A 19175-nucleotide genomic window follows, 5' to 3' on the forward strand; every position below is an offset into this window, starting at 1 on the left:
TGGCGGGGCCTGGCAACCCGCTACGACAAGACCGCCACCAGCTACCTTGCCGGACTCCACCTACGCGGTGCCATGATCTGGATCCGCAGCCTCCGACCGACATGATCCGAACCTGGAACAGGCCCTACATCTCCACCGTCCGCAAGCACGGCATCAATCCCCTCACCGCCCTACGCGACCTCTTCGCCGGACGGCCATGGATGCTGCCCGCAACCAGCTGAAATCCCTAAACAGTCACGCCTACGGGGCATCGCAAGGAGAAGTTCGAGGTTCTTCCGAGCGTCACGCTGGACGGTGAAGGCTGGGAGCCAGTAGCCGCTCGGTCGGGGCATGGACGGACCGTGATACATGGGTGCGCATTGAGAGGTGAGGGCTCGGCAAGATCGGTGTTCAGGGCGGAACGGCACCGAGTGCGCCGCACCTCCGCGCTTGCCGCGGCCAGCGAAGTCACCTAAGAGCGCGTCTTACGTGGCGGGTTGGGTCAGCTTCTTGTAGCAGGTCAGTGCGGCTGCGAGTCCGAGGAAGCCGAGAAAGTGCGAGCCCTTCCGCTCGTACCGGACGGTGAGGCGGCGGTAGCCGAAGAGCCAGGAGATCGACCGTTCGATCTTCCAGCGGTGCCGGCCAAGTCGCTCGCTGGACTCGATGCCCGGGCGGGCGATGCGCGGGACGATGCCGCGGCTGCGCAGCCACCTCAGGTGCTCGGTGGAGTGGTAGGCCTTGTCCGCGCGGAGCTTGCTGGGTCGGCGTCGGCGCGGCCCACGCCGCGACCGGATCGCGGGTATGCCCAGGACCAGCGGCAGCAGAGCCTGGCTGTCATGGACGTTCGCCCCGGACACACCCAGCGCTAGAGGTAATCCCTGGGCGTCGGACAGGACGTGCAGCTTGCTGCCCTTCTTGCCCCGGTCGACCGGATTGCGCCCGGTCAGCGATCCCCCCTTTTCGCGCGCACCGAGGCCGCATCCACGATCGCCGAGGTCCAGTCCACTTCACCGCGGGCACCGAGTTCGTCCAGGACCGCCCCATGCAACCGTCTCCAGAGCCCAGCCTCGGTCCAGGCGGAGAACCGGCGGTGCGCCGTAGCGGGAGACACCTCGAATGTCTCGGGAAGATGCCGCCATGCGCACCCGCTGGTCAGCACGTACACCACAGCGGTGAACACGGCCCGCTCGTCGCACGGGGCGGTCCCACCGCCCTGCGGACGTGACGCGAAAGGCGGAAGCAACGGAGCAACCAGTGTCCAGAGTTCGTCAGGAACCAACCGCTGTGACAGACCGACACCCATGGCCAGGCATCATGCCGCATCCAACTCACGCCACGTGAGACGCGCTCTAAGTCCGGGGGCACTGAAACGGCTATCGGCGGGTGGTCTCCTGCTCGATGGCGGTGGCGACGGCGGGCCACGGTACGGGAAGCGCCGTGATCGTTGTCCAATACCGATGTGATGCCCGAACCGCGGCGTTTACCCCAAGGCGGACAGACTCGGGGGCTAGGGTGCCAAGGACCCGACGGGTCACCCCACCCGCGCCCCGAGCAGCGGGCATGATGCCGTTGCCGATCAGCAGCGTTGCCGTGCGGAGTGCGTCCAAGGTGGAAGCCGGCGCGGCTCCGGCGAGAGAGCCGAAGATCAGTTCATCCCAGCTCTGGAGCGTTCGGGCCCAAGCTAACCGCTCAAGGCCCGTGCCGAGATCAACGGCCATGCACTGAGGGTTCTCGATGTTCCAGAGGAGCACGATGTCGCCGAGTGTGAGGTCCAGGTGGCGGAACCTGAGTGTTACCCCGGCCACCTGCCGGCGGTGCCAGACCTTGATCCGACCGTAGAGGCTTATGTGTCGGGCGTGGAAGCCGAGTCGTGAGAGGACGTAGAGCCAGTCGTCCAGGACGGCGGCGTACTCGTCGATGCCCTGGATCGGTTGCACGCGCGACACGTTGACGAAGGAGGTCAGGTAGCCGTCGAGGAGATCCCCTTGGTGGTCTCGCTCGCCAGTGAATCGGACTACCGGCTGCGGTAGGAATCCACTGCGGTAGGTCATAGGGCGGCCGTCTTTGAGAAGGGGATCGAGCGCCTGTACCGCCGAGATGGCCAGTTCGGTTTCGCGTCCCCAGCGGAGCGGGATGCATGCGTCGCGAGGAACGCCCCGGGCAGCGAAGGCGTCCTCCAAGGTCGTTAGGAGCCCGGCCCACGATGGTGATCGGCGAGGCGGCGCATATGGTGAGCCTCGATGGCGATGAAGGACCTCAAGGTCTGTGCCGTCGATCGCGAACTCCCAGCCTGACCCGAGCACTTGGCGGAGTGCAGTCGCTATCTGATGCGCGGGTGGACCGGTCAGCATCAGCGTGCCGCCATGGCCTCGAAGTGTCGCGTTGGAGCAAAGCGGTGTTGGCCTACGGCTTGGACCTCGGAGTGATCCAGTACGGTAGCGCGCTCGATGGCCTCAGCGAGAGCCTGGGACGCTGTCTCGTCGTCCGCGTCGGGTGGGACGACTGTCGTCACGCCCGTGCGTTCGCAGAGTGCGGCGTGGGCGCAGGTTCCCTCCCGCCAGGTCAGGGCGGCCATGGGCGTTCCCGCCCGCAGGGACTCGCCGAAGACGGCAGCCCCCGCCTCCACGTACGTGCGCTCGTACGTGTAGACGAACACGGACGCGTCACGGATGGCGGCCGTCTTGGCGGGGCCGCCGAGCTCGCCGACCCACTCCACGTTGTCTGCGGAGAAGATCTTTTCGTGGCTGCGTACGTAGTCCTCATTGAAGACGGGGCCGACGATGCGGATACGGCGACCGAGTATCTGAGCTGCCCTCACCGCGAGGTGGGGAGCCTTCTCCTCGTGTACGCGGCCGAGCCACACCAGGTCTCGCCCCTTGGCGGCCGGCGGCTCCTCCTCGTTGAGCCCGAGGTGGACAGCCAGTTCCGGAATGGGCTGGTGGGCCGCGTAGCGCTCGATCATTTCGGGCGAGTAGCAGTAGAGCCGCGACAGCTTGCCGTCGAATGCGGATTCGGTGTGCTGGAACACCGGGGAGTGCTGGAACGTGGCTACGTCGCAGTCCAGTTGGCTCCAGGTCCGCACCCAGGCAGGCAGCGACGGATACTCGTGGCCGACGATCAGGAGGTCATAGCCAGCGGCTTCGAGGTCGCGCTCGGCCAGCGAGCCCGCGGTGACATCTTCGAGGCGAATCGGCTTGCGGACCCATTCGGCTTCCAGCTCCGGGAGCCATCCCGGGCCCAGGAGGTGTACGTCGGCGCCTGCGGCTCGGGCGCCTACTGCGACCGCCCAAAGCCATCGTTCGATCCCGCCGTATCCGGCAGGGGGAAAAGCGTAGCTACCAGGAAAGTCGCAGACGCCGACGAGCACTATGCCTCCGGTGTTCCGTCCGCCGAGATACGGCGGAAGCCGAGGTACGGGACGAGTGATTCAGGCAGGACGATCGAGCCGTCCTGTTGCTGGCACTGTTCGAGCAGCGCGGCCAGGGTGCGGCCGATCGGAAGGCCCGAGCCGTTGAGTGTGGCGACCAGCCTTGGCTTTCCGTCCGCGCCGCGGGTGCGGATGTTCGCGCGGCGCGCTTGGAAGGTGCCGAAGTTGGAGACCGACGAGATCTCGCGGTAGGTGTTCTGGCTGGGCAGCCACACCTCCAGGTCGTAGGTGAGCTGGGCGGAGAAGCCCGTGTCGCCGGCGGCCAGCTTGATCACGCGGTAGGCGAGGCCCAGCTCCTTCAGGCACGCCTCGGCGTGGCTGATCATCGCCTCCAGCTCGGCATCGGCATCCTCGGGGTCGCAGATCCGCACCATCTCCACCTTGGTGAACTGGTGCTGGCGGATGAGCCCCCGGGTGTCACGGCCGTACGAGCCGGCCTCCGAGCGGAAGCACGGCGTCTGGGCGGTGAGGGCGAGGGGCAGCTCAGAGGGCGGGATGATCTCGTCGGCGTAGAGGTTGGTGAGCGGGACCTCGGCGGTTGGGATCAGGAACAGTTCGCGATCCGCGACGCCGGTCTTGAACAGGTCCTCCTCGAACTTCGGCAGCTGGCCCGTGCCGGTCATCGTCTTGCGGGTGACCAGGAACGGGACTGAGTGCTCGACGTAGCCGTGTCGGCGCGTGTGAAGGTTGAGGAAGAGCGTGGCGAGCGCCCGCTCAAGGGCCGCCCCCGCCCCGCGAGAGACGGCGAAACGCGGGCCCGAGAGCTTCGTCGCCCGAGCGAAGTCGAGGACGCCGGTGGCCTCGCCAAGATCGACGTGGTCCTTCGGTTCGAAGGAGAAGGTGGGCGGAGTCCCCACTCGACGGACCTCGACCGCGAACTCCTCGGAGTCGCCATCCGGAGCCCTGTCATCGGGGAGGTTCGGGATGGTGAGCAGGAGGTTCCGAAGCTCGTCCTGGACCTTCTCCTGATCGGCTTCGATGTCGCGGATCTCGTCCTTGATCTCGCGGGCCCGCTCCTTCAGCTTGGAGATGTCCCCGCCCTGCTTCGCGGTCTCCTGGACCTCCTTGGCCACGCGCTTGGACTCCGCCCGCAGCTCGTCAGCCACGCGGATGCTCTGGTTCCGCCGGGCCTGAAGGTCCTCCAGGACGGACAGCTCCAGGGAGTAACCGCGGCGAGCGAGTCGTCGTACCGCTTCGGCCCCCATATCGATCAGGGCGCGAGCATCATGCATGGCTGGGGTCCTTCTTCTCCGGAAAGTGAGCTACTGCTCCGACGGTAGCAACTGCCGACGCGGCGTCGCCCCGCTATATCGCTGCGTCACTCCTCTCTTCTGGATCTCGGCGAGGTTCCATCTCAAGATCAGTCAGGAGCTCTGCGATCCAGCCGCTCAGCACGCCGTCCGGAACGTCGAGCGGCTGGACGCAGGGGGCTTCCGGGAAGAACAAGGGCATGGCCTCACCCTCGGAACGGTCCCGGTGCCAAAAGAGGACAGAGAGGAGCAAGCCGTGACCTATGAGGAGGCGTGGGCCGGGGAGGTTCAGGCAGTCCTCCACCCCCAGGAGCATCCGGCGAATGCCTTCTCGTTGTGACTCCGTGGCTCCCGGCGGACGCTGCCATGCCCCGTGGTGATCGAGCCAGCCGCCGTAGTCAAGGAATGGCCCACCCTCGAATTCGCCGTAGTCGAGTTCATTCAGCCGGGGCTCGACGACGAGCTTCGCGGAGGGCACCCCCGTGAGCAGGAGAGCGGTCTGCTGAGCCCGTGGGAACCCACTGGCCACCCACGTCCGCATGCTGTGCAGTGGTAGGACGGTCCAGGCCCGCTGACAGGACCGAACGCCCTCTTCGCTGAGCTGGACGGAGACGGTCGGGTCCCCATTGACCAGGTACTTCGTGCTGTACTCCGTCTGACCGTGACGGAGGAGGAACGTCTTCATACGTCGCCTCTCGCTTCTCGGGCGGACAGGAAGGAGAGCACCTCCGCCATCTGCGGTGCGCGCGGATCACCGGTGTCCACGTAGTAGAGGAGGCCGTCTACGGACAACAACCGGCACCACGGAGCGATCACCGGGACAGGAATGCGGGAGATCCTGGCCGCTGTCGCGAGTCGCTGGCTCGTTTCTCGGCCGAGCTCGTAGTAGACGGTCCAGAAGGCCCAGTCGAAGGCGGCGTCGCCCACCATGGGTACGGGATCGATCAGACGCGGATGGCCCTTGATGTCGAACGGCACGTTCTCCCGATACAGATCCCCGTGCAGCACAGTGGATCGCCCCGGGTCTTCATGGAGCCCGGCGAGCGCTTGAACCTCGTCGTCCACGAGTGACCGCCAGGGCCCAAGATCGAGATTCAGCGCCCGCTTCTCGATCCGCGGTAGCACCTCACAGCGAAGGTAGTCGCTGAGAAGGGGGAGGCTGACAGTGCTCGGTCTCGATCGGCCCCGAAGGTGCAGGCCGTGGAGGGCGCCAGCCACCATCTGCGTCTCCCGCACCCGCCAGTCCGAGCCTCCGGGGCGCCCTCCGATCATTTCGAGAAGTGCCACCGCCTGATCGTCGGCAGTCTCTATGACATCGACGGTCATCCCGCCGGCCCAAAGTCGGAGTGCCTGAATCTCATTGCGATAGCGAGCGGGATCGACCCAAGCCTTGAGGAGCCGCGGACGCTCGTCGAGATCGCTGGCTGTGGCGATCACGGAGGCGTGTCCAGCGTCGTGGTAGCCCTCCAGCGAGAGGCTCCAGCGATCCGCCACCTGCCCCAGAACGCTGGGTACGGCGTCGAGCCACCCCTCCGCCTTCGGCCCGTAGTGCGCGATCAATCGCTGTCGGCATCCTGCGGGAACGTCGCCGAGCGTCCGCGTAGTCATCAGCTCAGCACGATCCCCTCTTGAACGAGCTCGTCGGTGAGGGCCGGGAACTCCTCCAGCGCCTCGGTGACGAGCGCTTGCACCTTGTCGATCTCGGCCTCTTGTGCGGCGAGACGAATCAGAACCCGCCACGGCTGATCGAGCCTCTGCCCCGTGGTGCTCACCAGGTGCACTTCCGCGTGTTCGCCAGTGGCTTCGTGGAGTCGCCGCGCCAGCCGGAGAGCGGCGATGTTGTAGAGCTTGCCGACGTGGTAGACCGGGTTCTTGCCGCTCGCCCCCTCCAGGTTCATCGGGCGGAGGGGCGTGATGAGACCGTTGACGCGGTTGCCTCGGCCGACAACGCCCTCGTCGCCGGACTCGATCGAGCTGCCGGTGTAGGTCAGGTAGAGCTCATCCTTCTCGGGCACGTCGCGAGCGTTGAGGCGGAAGTCCGCGTCCGCACCGGGTAGATGGATGCCGGCGAGGCGGTGGCATTCGGCGAGAACGGCCTCGGTGTTGCGAACGTACTCCGCTCGACTCGCGACATGGCGCGACTTCTGAGGTACGCACAACACGATGTCCGCGTGCTGCCCATCCCAATAGCCCATGAGCTTCACGTCGGAGCCGCACCAGGCATGGGCCCGCGTGAAGTCGCTCTGTCCGGAGAAGTGGTCCACGAGATCGCGAACGAAGGTCTCGAAGGGGTTCTCTGGAGCCCAACCCGTCCCGAGAGAAGTGTCGTTCGAGAGGCGCACCCGACGCTCACGGAGGTCGTCTATGGAGCGGGGGTTGAACCAGCGGGTTCGGTCCGGAACGTCGTCGCCGGTGAGGACAGCGCCGGGACTTGAGTTGCTCGTGATGTTGAAGGCGATGTCGAGGTGATCCGAGACCTCTGGCAGCCGTTCGGCGAAGAATGCCCTGACCTCCGCTTCGACGATCTCCGTAACGGGGATCGATTCGCCACCGCACTGAGGCGCGGCTCGGCCGTTGACGAGAACGCGCACCAGAGAGCTCATCTTGGCGCCGCCGTAGCGGACTTCGCTCGCCCCGCCGAGGAGGGCGAGCTTGTCGAAGTTGTGGTGGAGCACGGCGCCGAAGTGCTGCACGGTGTACTGGCTGTACGCCCGGGACAGCCGCTCGGCGAGGTGGTCGGCGAGGGTGTCCGGGTGGCCGAGGCCCTTCCGCTCGACGATGGTGGTCGCGTCGGGTCGGGGCGCTCCGGCCTCGATCACTATGCGGCTGTTGCCGACGGTCGCGCTGGTTCGGTGCATGGCGTACTCCTCGCAGAGCTGGAAGGGGTGTGCGGGGAACTCGTCTGGCCGGTCGGCCGGACGAACCAAGATCATCGCGGGACGCCTGCAGTCCGCAAGCGCGTGACAAGTCGGGCGAGTTGCTCATAAGCCGCCACGGGATCGTCTTCCGCAGCAAGTTGGTGGAGGTCACGCGCCGGAACGAGGTGGATGTCTCCGGAGCGCCGTCGATCGAGCCACAGGGCAAGGCGCCAAGCCAATGCCGCGCCCGTAGCTCCGAGTTGGCTGATGATGCCGATGGGCACTCGGCGAGGCGTGACGGACGTGTAGATTAAGTCGCGTATGACGTGGAAGGTCGCGTCGGCCTGATCGCTCACGGCAGGGCCCCGCCCGCTGGCCTCCCAATCGACTATGTGGAGACGGCTTCCGTCGATCAGCAGGTGCTCCGGCTTGAGGTCGCCGTGCAGGTAGACCGTGGGAAGTTCGTCGTAGGGCTCAAGGGCAGCCTCCAGGTCATGCCACCACGGAAGTTTCCGGCAGCGGCTGGAGAACTGGTCGAGAAGGAAACCGCGGTTGGAACCCGGGGGTTCGCCCTGCCACCGCCAACCTGGGCCGGTGTGGGCTCCGTCGATCTCGCGGTGGACCTGACGAGTCGCCGCGATGGCGTGCCGAACGAAGTCCTGGACCTCTCGGACGGTGCGGATCGAGCAGGGCCTCCCTGACACGGTCCCAAAGACGGTCCATGCGTGGTCGTCGTGCTCGCCCGTCGCCATGACGGGCGGAACGGACAGGCCCCACTCCACAGCGATCTGAAGCGCAACCAGCTCCCGACGCCTTCTCTCGTGCGGGGCGATGTTGCGGTAAATCTTGAGTATCGAACTCCCGTCGAGGGCCCATCGCGTGATCGCGTTGGGCCTCACGATGGCCGTTCCGTAGCTTCCGAGCTGGAGGTCGTTGGTGCCGGCCTGTAATGCGCTACTCGCCATGGTCTCTGGCCCTCCCCGTGATCAGCTTGGTCCCAGACAACCTCATGAGCGTGCCGCGCGGTACCGTCGACAGGGGTGTCGAAGGGTGTCGCTTCCACTACCTCACGTCACAGAGAGGCTGGGCATGGCCAACGAGAACCTCGCAAGGTGGCTCGCCCGATCCGGCATGAGCCGTGGCGAGTTGGCGAGAAGGGTGAAAGCCAAGGCAGTGGATTGGAACGAGCCTCACGTCGCAACGAGCACGGCGCGAGTTCGCTTCTGGCTCGAAGGTCAGATACCGCGTACGCCCTTACCTGACATCATCGCGGCGGTGTTCTCCGACTGCGTCGGATACCGGGTCACAACGTATGATCTCGGACTCGGCGATGGAGCAAGCACCGAGGGCGCACTCGTGTACAACTCTTCCTACGCGGCTACCGTGGAGGTTGTCGCAGACCTCGGGAGAGCTGACGTGGATCGACGAAACTTCCTTGCAGGTGCACCGTTCGCGGCCCTCGCCGGTGTAGGCCCATCACGCGACTGGCTGATGAACGTACTGGACCAGAAGCCGCAGACCGGCCCCCGCGTGCGTCTTGAAGACGTGACGGCGGTGAAGAATATGTTCGGCGAGTTCCAGAAGATGGATGTCCTTCAAGGGGGCGGCTCCGGTCGCCTGATCCTCGCCGAGTACATGAACCAGCACGTGTACCCCCTGCTTCGCCGCACCTACAGCGATGACGTGCGACGAGCCCTCTGTGAGGCCGCTGCTGAGCAGACCTATCTGCTGGGGTGGATGGCTTACGACAACGGCGAGCACGGCCTAGCCCAGAGGTACTTGATCCAATCGCTCCGTCTCGCCGAGGAATCCGGCAACCCGGCCTTGGGCGCCCATGTGTTGGCCGGCATGGCGGACCAAGCCACGCTGCTCGGCGACCCGGCAGAAGGACGACGCCTGGCGCAGGCTGGGCGCCTGGGACTGTCCCACGTCAATTCGCCGGCCTGTCTGGCGGACCTCTGGTGCTTGGAGGCGCGAGCTCTCGCCTTGCTCGACGACAAGACGGCGGCGGCCCACGCAGTGGTCGAGTCGGAGAAGGCGTACGGGAAGGCCCGACCGGCGGAAGAGCCGGAGTGGGCCGCGTTCATCGACCCGGCCTACCTGCACGGAGAGCACGCCAACACGTTCCGGGACCTCGGCGATGCGACCTCCGCGGATGAGCACGCGCGGAGGTCCATCGACCACGCCAGGAGCCAGAAGCGGGCTCGGCGGGGGGCCATGTCTCAGGCCGCCCTCGCCGTATCTCATTTGCAGAGGAAGGACTTGGAGGCGGCCCACGCGGCTGGCGTTCGCACTCTCAGCCTGGCCGGGCAGGTCAAGTCCTCGCGTGCCGTCGAAGCCGTACACGACCTTCAGCGGCGCATGCGCCCCTTCGGCAGTCATCGGCTGGTGGCCGACTTCAACGAGCGGGTTAGGGAGCTCACCACGGCTGCGTAGTCCTCGAACGCAGGCGCTCCAGATCGTGTGTGCGGGGCGCCTGCGTTCCGTGGCGCTTGAGCTTCACGCAGCGCTGTTCAGTTCCTCGTACCCGTCGATGTACTCCAGCCCGTTGAGATGGGAGGTGATCTTTCCGACGCCGCGCTCACATCGGTAGCGAACAGCTCGGCCGGTAACGCCCTGAAGGGCTGCGGCCTCGTCGTCTGGCAGGTCCGCGCCGTAGCGGAGGACAAGGGCCTGGCGTTCGGCGGGGGTGAGCGGGGCGGTCGCCCAGCCTCGCCGGATGTCGGCGAGGTGGGCGAACAGAATGCCCGCGGCCTTCGGGTCGACGGTGCCCTTCGGCATGTCGGCGTCGGGCGCTGTCGGGTTGCGGATGCCGTACGCCGCTTCCTGGTCCCACACCGCCGGGAGGAGGTGCTCGACGAGTCGCCGGTCGTAGGCCGTCACAGGCCACTCCTCTCCGCCTTGTGCCGGGCGGCCTCGTAGGAGACGTGTGCGGTGCGGTGCTTGGCTTCGGTCAGCCAGCGGTCCCGTAGGCGCTGGGACAGCCAGCGGTGCAGAAGGCCGGCTCCCGCGTCGGCGAGGATCTGCCGTACGTAGGCAGCCCGCTCGGCCACGGTGATCACGGCCTCCTGGTAGGCGTCCTCGTACTCCAGGGTCAGCCCGTAGTCTCGGGCGAACGCGCGGGCAACGGCCTGTACGACGCTTTCGACCTGCGGTTCGGCGAGAACGGACCAGTCGGCCGCCGCGACGGCTTCGGACGCGTCGAAGTCGGCGAGACGCAGACTCATCGGACCACCTCCTTCACCGGCACTTCGCCGTTCTTCGTCACGGCGACCACCAGGCCCGGCGCCCCGGTCGTGCCCTTCGCGTGCCGCCACCACGTCGATTCGCTCTGCATGGCCGGCGGCTGGATGAACGTGCGCGGGCCGTCCGTGTCCACGAACTCGTGGTGCAGGTGACCGGCGAGCAGTACATCCGCCTGGTGCAGTGCGCTCGCCTTGTTGAACGCCTGGCCCTTCCACCACTCGAAGTGCTTGCCCGGCCGCCACTGGTGCCCGTGCGCGTGCGCCACCACGGTCCCCGAGCAGTCCACGACGACGGTCAGCTCGTCGGTGTTCGGGACGAAGCACTCGACGTGCTCGAACAGCTCGGGGTTGAGCTCCAGTGCGTCGCGTACGGAGATCAGGGCCTCCGTGTCGTGGGAGTCGTCGTATCGGGTCACGCCCTTGCCATTGATCCGTACGGCCTCGCCGTGGTTGCCCGGCACGGCGGCGATCGTCAGCCGTCGCGCGAGCGGAGCGAAGGCCAGAGCGCCGTGCAGCATCGCGCGCCGGGTCAGCCGGATCTGCTCGGTGAGCGTCAGCGACGTACGCCAGACGTTCGAGCCGCCCTGCGACTGGAAGCCCTCGACGTGATCGCCGAGCCAGGCCAGGTGAACGTGCCCGATGGGGAAGCGTTCGCGGTAGACCTCCAGTAGGTCAGCAGCCTTGTTGAGGCATTCGATCGTGCGTCGCAGCGTGCCGGCCGGGCCGTCGCCGTCGAGCTTCCCGAACTGCATGTCGCCCAGGGCGATGACGTACGTGTGGTCGCCCTGGGGAAGACCGGCAGCGGGCCAGCGCGGCTCGTACGCCTCGAGGGTCGCCAGGAGCTCGCCGAGGTCGGGGCGGTCCGGCTCGGTGGTGACCATGGCGCGGGTGAAGGTGAAGCGGGTGGAGACACCGAGCTCGCCGTTCGGCATCGTCCACTCGGAGCTGCGGAAGCCCTTGACCTCCCAGTTGGCCGGGTCGAGGCCGTGGGCGCGTAGGACGGTGGCCGCGGTGCCTTTCGGGTCCGTCTCGGCGGGGCCGCGCACGGTGACCTCGGCGGCGTCGCCGTTCACCTCGATCTGCCGGGTGAAGTCCTTGTCGGGGTCGGTCTGGCGGGCCGGTATGGACGGGCCCACGGGCTTGGAGAGGAGTTCGTCGAGAAGGGAGTCACTCAAGCGCTGTCGCTCGCTTCCTGGCGCAGTCGGCGCCGGTACGTACGGATGGTGGAGGCCGACACGCGGTGTCCGAAGCGGCCGAGAATCCAGACGAGGTCTTCGGCCGCTGTGTCCTGGAGGAGGTGCCGCTCGAACGCCTCGCGCTCGCGGTCGTCGAGCGCCTCCCAGATCGCGGTCAGGCGTGGGCCGGGACTGCCCGGTAGAGGATGCCGGGTCACGCCGCCTCCCGGTCGATCGACTCGACTGCGGCGACGGCCAGAGCGGCGAGACGCACGAGTCCGGCGCGTGCGTGCTGGGCCTCCGGCTCGGCGAAGGTGCCGAATGCCTCTGCCAGGACGGCCGAGTCCCAGCCGGGGGTCTCGGCGAGTTCGCGGCCGTGGTTGACCGACCGCCAGCGGTTCGACTCGCGCAGGTGGTACGCGCGGCCCTTCGCGGGACGCTGTCCACCTGCCAGCGGGGCCGTCCGGTCCCCGACGAGCTTCCGGGCGGCCTTCACCTCGGACAGGACGGCGGTCGTCGGGTCGGTGGTCCTGCGAGCCGGTCTCTTCGTCGTCTTGGTCTCGGTCACTTCGTGTTCTCCTCGTTGATCAGGTCGTGGAGGGCCTGGGCGCCGCCCCGCAGGTAGGTCTCGGTCACGTCGCCGTCCCGCAGCCGTACGCCCTTCGCGTTGCGGAGGGAGCGGCAGACCTTCGCCGTGAACTTGGCCCCGGCGTCGTCCGGATCGCCCCACACCCAGACCTTCGAGAAGCCCGCGAGCATGCGGCGGTGCCGGCCGAACCACATCTCCGCCCCCGGCGACCCGACCGCATGCCAGCCGATCTTGCGGAGGATCACGCGGTCGAACTCCCCCTCGGTCAGATGGATCTCGTCGCCGGCCGTGTGGATCGAGTCGACCCCGTACAGGCGGGGTGGGTCCTCGGCGATGGTGTTGTACTTCCCGTGGCCGTGTTCGCGGTGGTTGTGCTCCTGGAGGCAGCGGAAGCGGATCGTCAGCGTCTGACCGTCGTGGCCGAGGTAGGGGATGGCGAGCATGCCCCGGTACTTCTCGTGCCCCGGGAAGGGATCAGCGACGACGCGAAGCCGGAACGTAGCCACCTCGGCCTTTCCGATTCCGCGACCGAGGAGGTACCGAGCGGCGTCCTCCGCAAGCGCTGCCTGATACGCGCTCGCCGCCTCCTCCAACATCTCGCGTTGCGAGGGCGAGAGAGGCCGCAAGGGCTCGCGCGAGTAGGGTCGGGGACTGGAAACGGAGCGTCACACGCCACCGCGCCAGTCCCCGACCCTACTCATCATGGTCAATCCCGGTCGCCCCGAGGAACGGGCAGGGAACCACGAAGAACGAAAGAGGCAACGGGCAACACCGTCGAACCCCGATTCTCCAAACGAGGGTCGTGCCAGACTCAGTCTCGGACGCGAAGCGAAGTGACACCGTTACAGCAAGTGTTCACCATCGGGTTTCGCGTCGACCGGTGGTCGTCTGATGACGGCTCCCGTGAGGGCGGACGGCTCTCGCGGTCACTGTTCAAGGGGAGGTTGATGATGAGCACGACTTTACGTTTCGGCCCGGAACTTCGCCGTTTACGAGTGGAAGCGGGGCTAACTCTCACCGAGTTCTCCGTGGCGCTCAACTACGACAAGGGGCACCTCAGCAAGGTCGAGCGCGGAGAGCGTTCCGCGTCCCCCGAACTGGCCCGGCGGTGTGACGCCTTTCTCGGCGCGGACGGCGAACTGCAGCGCTTGGTCGTCCGCCCCGAAGCGGACTCGGACTCGGGCTCCGCCGCCTCCCCCGCCGGTCCCCACCGCTGGCTAGTCGGGCGTCGGGCAGTCCTCTCGGCGGGCACGGGAGTGCTGATCGACCTCGGCCTGAAACTCGGCGGTCAGGCGTTGTCCTACGCCGGCGACCCCCTCCTGGGCTCCTACCGCATGCAGTTCGACCAGCTGCGGAAGCTCGGCCAGTCCACCGCTCCCAAGATCTTGCTCCCCCTGTTGGAGACGCAGACCCACATGGTCGCCGGGCTCGCCTCCGACGCCCGGTCCGCCTCCCGGGCCCCTGCGTTCCTGCTCGCCTCACGGTTCGCGGAGTTCACCGGCTGGATGGCCCAGGAGGCCGGGGACAGCGACGCGGCACTCGGCTGGACGGGCGAGGCCGTCGAATTGGCGCGCGCCGGGGGTGACCCGTACCTCGGTTCCTACGCACTGGTGCGGCGCGCCCTGGTCACAATGTACGGCGGGGACGCCGCTGGCACCGTCGCTCTGGCCCGCCGCGCCCAGAGTCGCGAACTCCCACCGCGCATCAGGGGACTCGCGGCCCAACGAGAGGCCCAAGGGCACGCGCTCGTCGGCAACGAAGCCGACTGCCTCCGCAGCCTCGATAGGGCGCGGGAACTGCTCGCCGACGATGACGCCCTCAACGGCACCGAGCCCGTGATCGGCACCTCACACGTGAGCGATCCGGCGGCGATGTCGACCGGCTGGTGTCTGCACGACCTCGGGCGCCCCAAGACTGCTGCCGAGGTACTCGACCGAGAGTACCGCCGCCTCCCGCCGCACGCGCTGCGTACCCGCGCCCGGTACGGCTTCCGCAGGTCCCTGGCACATGCCGCCTCCGGGGAGGTCGAGCACGCGTGCGCGATCGCCGGGGAGCTCCTGGGAGTGATGCCGGCCGTGCCCTCGGCGACGGTGAACAGCGACGTCCGACGCCTCTCACGGGAACTGTCCCGGTTTCGGAGCAGCCGCGCCGTGCGTGATCTACAACCCGCGCTGGCGCGCGTACTCGCTCCCGCGCACGACTGACAGCCGCTCCACGACCGACACGGACTCGACCCGCCCGGCTCGCCCCACTACCGCCGCCTCCGGCCCTCCGGATCCCATGATCCCCGCGGGCCTCTCTGATTCCCGCCCGACGCGTCGCATCGCGCCCCCCGGCTTCTCCGGGCTGCCCGCAGCCAGTGACGCACAGGCGGTGCCCCGCCATTCGCATGCCCTCCCGTGGACGCGCCATGCCGTCACACGGTCGGGACCCCATGGCTCGGGTGAACCGAATCCCCGGTCCACAGCCCTGTGCCCGTTCACTCGTCTTCTCTCACGAAGGGAACCTTCATGCCCGACGTCTTCGTCAACTACCGCACAGGCGACGAGGAATCTGCCGCGACCATGATCGCCCGGGAGCTCACCCGGAGGTTCGGCGACGAGCGGATCTTCTTCGCCAGCAACTCGATTGATCCCGGACGCCGTTTCCCGGCGGAACTGGTCAGGGCGGTGGAGGAGTGCGAGGCGCTCCTCGCCGTGATCGGCCCGCGCTGGGCGGAGGTACGGGGGACCGACGGCCGCCCCGCGCTCGAAGCCGAACAGGACTGGACCCGTCGCGAGATCCAGACCGCGCTCGACCGCGGGATCCTGGTGATCCCCGTGCTCGTGGGAAAGGCCACGCGGATCGACCGCACCGTCCTTCCGGACGATCTGCTGGAGCTGGCGGACTTCCAGTACAGGCGGTTCGACCACCGCAACGCCGAATCGGACCTGACGACGCTCGGAGACACCCTCGCCCGGCTGCTGCCCGAGCTGAGCAGGGTGGACCGCGACGGCCGTGCGGCAAGGGAGCGGACGGAGGCGAAGTCACACGAGGAGTCGGCCCGGGATACCGGGCACATCAGGATGCGGACGCGTGACGTCGAACAGCGCGTGCGCGGCGGCATCGGAAACCTCATCGGAGACCTGTCCGGCACCTTCGTCAACGAGCCGCAGGGGCCCGTGAACACCGGCCGGGGCCACCAGTACAACGCGCCTCACTTCGAGGGCGACAACACCGGGGTCCAGTTCACCGCCGGCGACAACAGCGGTACGGTCCACCAGCGCTTCGAGCGCGAGCGCCGATGCTGGGACGACGGGCGATGACCGAGCAGGACCGCGTCACCGTCAGCGATCCGCACGGCCCGGTGAACAGCGGCGAGGGGCATCAGTACGTCTTCTACGGCGCTGCCACGGACTGGATGACCCGCAAAGGGGTCGAGTCCCTCCGGATCGCCCTTGAGGACCGGGTGCGCCTGGCCGACCGGTTCGTTCCCCCTAGGGGTTACCGCATCGCCGCCTACCACTTGGAGAAACCAGGATCGGTGGTGCTGCTGGAGGGACCGCCCGGCAGCGGCCGCCGTGCCGCGGCAATCATGCTGCTGCACGGGCTCGGGGATGACAGGAACACCGACGAGGAGAGGGTTCGGGTCGAGGAGCTTCCCGCCACAGCCAAGGACGAGAGCAGGAACGACAAGCCACTCACCCCCGGCGAGGGGGACCGTTTCCTTCTCGACCTCTCCGGGATCACCGACGAAGAGGAGTACACCAGGGCCCAGCGCCGTCTGGCCGTGCACCGGTCGAAGGTCCAGGAAGCGGGGGCCCACATGGTCGTCGTCCTGCCGTCGGTCATGGAGGACGCCCATGCGCCGGACTTCGAACCGCACAGGGTGAAGCTGGAGCGCCCCCGGGGCGTCGCTGTCGTCACCCGGCACCTCCGCATGGACCGGATGGCCTTCCACCCTGCGGATCTGACGAGCGCCGGCCTCCAGCACCTGTGTGACCGCTCCCCCATGCGGGAACTGGCGCGGCTCGCCAGGCTGGTGAAGGCCGCTTGCGACAGTGGCCGGTTCGGATCCGACTTCGCGGGATGGCTCGACCAGGCGATGCACGCGGTGACCGACCGTGCCGGTGAGGTGGGTCAGCAGATGGTCGCGGTACGCACCGCGCCCGAGCGGGCCTTGCTGCTCGCGGCTGCAGTGTTCGAAGGATCTCGCGCAGACACCGTTTACGAGGCATGGCAACGCCTATTGAAGGAAGTGGGGCACAAGGAGGAGGTGACCTCCGAGTTCGCGCAGACGGACTTCGGGGAGCGGTTGAAAGCGCTCGGGATCGAACGGGCCCCGGACGGACGGCTCCGCTTCGAGCGGCTGGCCTACGCCGACGCGGTGCGGACGTACTTCTGGGCGAACTTCCCCGGGGTACGCAACGGCCTCAGGGACTGGATCGGCTCTGCCGCCGAGCTGGACGGCCTGACCACCGACGACCAGGTGGACGTCGTCGTCCGCTTCGGCGAGCGGTCTCTGGCCGTCCGGCGGCCCGACGACCTTTTCGGCCTCGTGGTGCGCTGGGCGAACGACGCGGCCAGGGCGTCCAGCGATCCGCGAGCCGCGACAGCTCTCGAACTAGGTCTCCGCCACCAGGAGTTCGGCGGGTGGTTCCGCAGGCGGATGTACGAGTGCGTCACGAGGTCCGGCTCCTTGTCTGACGGCCTGGCCCGTGTCTTGACAACCGCCTGTCACCAGAGCCTCGGCGCGACGCACCCAGATCAAGCAGTGGTGCGCCTCCACCACCTCGCCGTACGGAGGGAGGGGGCAGCGCACGGGGCCCGGGAAGCGCTTCTCCACCTCGCCGGCCGTGACCGTCGGCTCTACCGACTGCTGATCGACCGCCTGCGGGACCGGGCACGTCAGGAACAACCCGGGGCGCATTCCCATCTCCTCCTGCTCGCAGAGCTGTTGAGGAGCGACCGAGCGCCGGACCCACCCCGCTGGCCGGACCTGTTCCTGGGCTGGAAGACGGTGTTCTCGCAACCGCCGACGGAACTCTGGAACCCGCTGGTGAGCAGCTGGCTGGACGCCGTGGCGGACGACCGCACGCAAGAGATGGCGCTGGACGTGATGGTCAGGGCGACGCACGGCCGCACGGCCGCCCTCCACCGCCTCTACGTCATCGCCTGCGGCTGGGCACGGTCTGCGCGCCACCCGTCCCGGGCGGCCGTCGCCGCCCTCTTCTGGCGGCACATCGACCAAGCGCAGTACGCCCGGCCGGAGAGTAAGGAGCGTGCGGGCGCCGAACCACGGATCACGGAAGAGGAACGATGAAACACCGTTTTCCCAGCCTGCTGTTCGTCGCTCTCTGCGGCCTCGCACCGGCTGTGCTCGGACACTTTCTGGACTGGTCGGCATGGTTGTGGGGCTTTATGTCCATGGTCACTGTCTCCGGTTCCCTGCTGCTCGTGATGACGGTTCTCAGCGGTGGCCACACATCCGCCGACCCGTACGAGCCCGGGGAGCCCGAGCCGCCCGCGGTGCCGGCGGAGCAGCCGTACCAGGAGGCACGGGTGGTCGACGCGGCGCTGTCGAGCGCGACGAACGGCTACGACTTCCTCTTCTCCGCCACCGTGTGGTGGAGGCCGGTCCCCGACCACGCCGGCCAGGCAGACAGTGCCTCCTCAGCCCTCGCCGTGTCCTCGGTCGTCAGCCGGGCCCTGGAGGTCGTCCGTCACGAGGAACCCGGCCGGGCAAGCTTCGCACGGTACCTCTTGGAGGGGCAGCTGGGCATCTTGCTCCCCGACCTGAGCGGACGGGTGAAGGCCATGGCGGCCGATGTGACGCTGACCCTCGCCCCCGCCGACCGCGAACGCCTGCAGAAGCTGAACGACCTTCGCAAGGACGAGGAGATCTGGGAGTACGAGCGTCAGCACGAGCGCAACAAGCGGCGCTACCTCGGTGACGACGTGCTCAAGAGCGCGGGCAGCGCGGTGGTGTGGTGGCTCGCCCGCCACGAGAACGAAATCGAGAAGGCGGTCGACATGATCGGCCCGCTCGCACAGGTCGCGGCGGCGGCCAACGACGAGGAAGTGCCCGAGCTCTTCCGCCACCTGCTCGTCCCGCCCATGAGCGCACGGAGCGAAGCGACCGTCGGGGGCCCGCTGTGGGACGGGGACGACCACGGAGGAGGGGTTTTCGACCGCGAGGAGGAAGTAGGGGTCTCGGATCGACTGCGCCTGTTGCTGACGGAGGCGGGCCTGAAGCCGGACATGGACGGGTACACGGTGCTCGCGCACCGCGTAATGAGGTTCTTGAAAGCGGAGGGGATGGACGAGGCAGCCGCCGAGATCAGGCGGGCATTTGGCCTGGCTCCCGGCGATGGCCCGGAGGACGAGCCTTCGAGCGAGGGGAACACTACCGGCCCCTGGCCGCCCCGCTCCCCGGCCCCCGAAGGCCCGCCGTTCACCGACCCGGACGTGGCCCCCGGTGCGAGCACGTTCACACCGAGGACGGCGGAGGGCAGCGCGAACGCCGGTGACCGGGACCAGGATCGGTGGGAGACGAGCGAGGACGACACTCCGCCGCCCCACTTCTGGGACCCGTCGCACAGCCCGCACCGGCCCGCCGAACCCCGCCCATGGAACGAGGACGACGAGAACGGGGTCTGATCCGGTAGACGGT

The 19175-nt window shown here is 67.8% G+C and carries 19 protein-coding genes; 5 read left to right on the forward strand and 14 right to left on the reverse strand.

All coding sequences use genetic code 11. From position 1 onward, the window contains the following. Window positions 1-464: 464 nt before the first annotated feature. From SCWH03_RS05200 to SCWH03_RS05235, 8 genes are all read right to left on the reverse strand, one after another. Window positions 465-1270, reverse strand: a protein-coding gene (locus SCWH03_RS05200; RefSeq protein ID WP_216854722.1) for an IS5 family transposase whose coding sequence is annotated in 2 segments (ribosomal slippage) — window positions 465-940 and window positions 940-1270 — 807 coding nt in all. Because the reading frame shifts where the segments join, the coding sequence is not laid out codon by codon here. Window positions 1271-1352: 82 nt separating this feature from the next. Continuing rightward, the gene (locus SCWH03_RS05205; protein WP_254076576.1) at window positions 1353-2159 is read right to left on the reverse strand and encodes a hypothetical protein; all 807 of its coding nucleotides are present in this window, start codon (window positions 2157-2159) and stop codon (window positions 1353-1355) included. Window positions 2160-2329: 170 nt separating this feature from the next. Then, the gene (locus SCWH03_RS05210; protein ID WP_173262603.1) at window positions 2330-3346 is read right to left on the reverse strand and encodes a glycosyltransferase; all 1017 of its coding nucleotides are present in this window, start codon (window positions 3344-3346) and stop codon (window positions 2330-2332) included. Then, window positions 3346-4638, reverse strand: coding sequence for a serine--tRNA ligase (gene serS, locus SCWH03_RS05215; RefSeq protein WP_173262606.1), 1293 nt, complete (start codon window positions 4636-4638; stop codon window positions 3346-3348). The genes SCWH03_RS05210 and serS overlap by 1 nt, the downstream gene beginning before the upstream one ends. Before the next feature lie 73 nt (window positions 4639-4711). Then, complete coding sequence (locus tag SCWH03_RS05220; RefSeq protein ID WP_173262609.1) at window positions 4712-5341, reverse strand: histidine phosphatase family protein; 630 nt, start codon at window positions 5339-5341, stop codon at window positions 4712-4714. Beyond that, a complete protein-coding gene (locus SCWH03_RS05225; RefSeq protein ID WP_254076577.1) occupies window positions 5338-6216 on the reverse strand; it encodes an aminoglycoside phosphotransferase family protein in 879 nt (292 codons plus the stop codon). The genes SCWH03_RS05220 and SCWH03_RS05225 overlap by 4 nt, the downstream gene beginning before the upstream one ends. Window positions 6217-6263: 47 nt before the next feature. Then, on the reverse strand, window positions 6264-7589 hold the full coding sequence (locus SCWH03_RS05230; protein ID WP_254076578.1) for a methionine adenosyltransferase: 1326 nt from the start codon (window positions 7587-7589) through the stop codon (window positions 6264-6266). After that, a complete protein-coding gene (locus tag SCWH03_RS05235; RefSeq protein ID WP_173262615.1) occupies window positions 7586-8479 on the reverse strand; it encodes a phosphotransferase in 894 nt (297 codons plus the stop codon). The genes SCWH03_RS05230 and SCWH03_RS05235 overlap by 4 nt, the downstream gene beginning before the upstream one ends. Before the next feature lie 124 nt (window positions 8480-8603). Between SCWH03_RS05235 and SCWH03_RS05240 the strand changes: the two genes are divergently transcribed. Next, window positions 8604-9950 carry an NsdA family TPR-like regulatory protein gene (locus SCWH03_RS05240; RefSeq protein WP_371872613.1) on the forward strand — a complete coding sequence of 449 codons (1347 nt, stop codon included), beginning with the start codon at window positions 8604-8606 and terminating at the stop codon, window positions 9948-9950. Between the two features lie 63 nt (window positions 9951-10013). Here the strand turns inward: SCWH03_RS05240 and SCWH03_RS05245 are convergent, their stop codons facing one another. From SCWH03_RS05245 to SCWH03_RS05270, 6 genes are read right to left on the reverse strand one after another with little or no spacing between them, the layout of a single operon-like run. After that, entirely contained in the window at window positions 10014-10397 is a 384-nt protein-coding gene (locus tag SCWH03_RS05245) for an RNA polymerase sigma factor (protein ID WP_173262618.1), read from the reverse strand. Continuing rightward, on the reverse strand, window positions 10394-10741 hold the full coding sequence (locus SCWH03_RS05250; RefSeq protein ID WP_173262621.1) for a hypothetical protein: 348 nt from the start codon (window positions 10739-10741) through the stop codon (window positions 10394-10396). The genes SCWH03_RS05245 and SCWH03_RS05250 overlap by 4 nt, the downstream gene beginning before the upstream one ends. Beyond that, window positions 10738-11934, reverse strand: a complete 1197-nt coding sequence (locus SCWH03_RS05255; RefSeq protein ID WP_173262624.1) for a hypothetical protein — start codon at window positions 11932-11934, stop codon at window positions 10738-10740. Before SCWH03_RS05255 ends, SCWH03_RS05250 begins: the two co-directional genes overlap by 4 nt. Beyond that, window positions 11931-12152, reverse strand: coding sequence for a hypothetical protein (locus SCWH03_RS05260; protein ID WP_173262627.1), 222 nt, complete (start codon window positions 12150-12152; stop codon window positions 11931-11933). The genes SCWH03_RS05255 and SCWH03_RS05260 overlap by 4 nt, the downstream gene beginning before the upstream one ends. Next, window positions 12149-12502 (reverse strand): hypothetical protein, encoded by a 354-nt coding sequence (locus SCWH03_RS05265; RefSeq protein WP_173262630.1) that lies wholly within the window; start codon window positions 12500-12502, stop codon window positions 12149-12151. Before SCWH03_RS05265 ends, SCWH03_RS05260 begins: the two co-directional genes overlap by 4 nt. Then, the gene (locus SCWH03_RS05270; protein ID WP_254076579.1) at window positions 12499-13029 is read right to left on the reverse strand and encodes a toprim domain-containing protein; all 531 of its coding nucleotides are present in this window, start codon (window positions 13027-13029) and stop codon (window positions 12499-12501) included. Before SCWH03_RS05270 ends, SCWH03_RS05265 begins: the two co-directional genes overlap by 4 nt. Window positions 13030-13473: 444 nt before the next feature. On the opposite strand from SCWH03_RS05270, the gene SCWH03_RS05275 reads away from it, so the two are divergent. From SCWH03_RS05275 to SCWH03_RS05290, 4 genes are all read left to right on the forward strand, one after another. Continuing rightward, complete coding sequence (locus SCWH03_RS05275; protein ID WP_173262636.1) at window positions 13474-14727, forward strand: helix-turn-helix domain-containing protein; 1254 nt, start codon at window positions 13474-13476, stop codon at window positions 14725-14727. Window positions 14728-15033: 306 nt separating this feature from the next. Next, window positions 15034-15828, forward strand: a complete 795-nt coding sequence (locus tag SCWH03_RS05280) for a toll/interleukin-1 receptor domain-containing protein (RefSeq protein WP_173262639.1) — start codon at window positions 15034-15036, stop codon at window positions 15826-15828. After that, entirely contained in the window at window positions 15825-17825 is a 2001-nt protein-coding gene (locus SCWH03_RS05285; protein ID WP_173262642.1) for a hypothetical protein, read from the forward strand. The genes SCWH03_RS05280 and SCWH03_RS05285 overlap by 4 nt, the downstream gene beginning before the upstream one ends. Then, window positions 17822-19162, forward strand: coding sequence for a hypothetical protein (locus SCWH03_RS05290; RefSeq protein ID WP_173262645.1), 1341 nt, complete (start codon window positions 17822-17824; stop codon window positions 19160-19162). Before SCWH03_RS05285 ends, SCWH03_RS05290 begins: the two co-directional genes overlap by 4 nt. The last annotated feature ends 13 nt before the right edge of the window (window positions 19163-19175 follow it).

It is taken from the genome of Streptomyces pacificus (assembly GCF_011766325.1).
Classification (GTDB): Bacteria; Actinomycetota; Actinomycetes; order Streptomycetales; family Streptomycetaceae; genus Streptomyces; species Streptomyces pacificus.

Excerpts from the sequence above, each read along its gene's own strand:
- serS (WP_173262606.1), bottom strand. The coding sequence starts at position 4,638 with ATGCATGATGCTCGCGCCCTGATCGATATGGGGGCCGAAGCGGTACGA.
- SCWH03_RS05220 (WP_173262609.1), bottom strand. The coding sequence starts at position 5,341 with ATGAAGACGTTCCTCCTCCGTCACGGTCAGACGGAGTACAGCACGAAG.
- SCWH03_RS05230 (WP_254076578.1), bottom strand. The coding sequence starts at position 7,589 with ATGATCTTGGTTCGTCCGGCCGACCGGCCAGACGAGTTCCCCGCACAC.
- SCWH03_RS05235 (WP_173262615.1), bottom strand. The coding sequence starts at position 8,479 with ATGGCGAGTAGCGCATTACAGGCCGGCACCAACGACCTCCAGCTCGGA.
- SCWH03_RS05240 (WP_371872613.1), top strand. The coding sequence starts at position 8,604 with ATGGCCAACGAGAACCTCGCAAGGTGGCTCGCCCGATCCGGCATGAGC.
- SCWH03_RS05250 (WP_173262621.1), bottom strand. The coding sequence starts at position 10,741 with ATGAGTCTGCGTCTCGCCGACTTCGACGCGTCCGAAGCCGTCGCGGCG.
- SCWH03_RS05275 (WP_173262636.1), top strand. The coding sequence starts at position 13,474 with ATGAGCACGACTTTACGTTTCGGCCCGGAACTTCGCCGTTTACGAGTG.
- SCWH03_RS05280 (WP_173262639.1), top strand. The coding sequence starts at position 15,034 with ATGCCCGACGTCTTCGTCAACTACCGCACAGGCGACGAGGAATCTGCC.
- SCWH03_RS05285 (WP_173262642.1), top strand. The coding sequence starts at position 15,825 with ATGACCGAGCAGGACCGCGTCACCGTCAGCGATCCGCACGGCCCGGTG.
- SCWH03_RS05290 (WP_173262645.1), top strand. The coding sequence starts at position 17,822 with ATGAAACACCGTTTTCCCAGCCTGCTGTTCGTCGCTCTCTGCGGCCTC.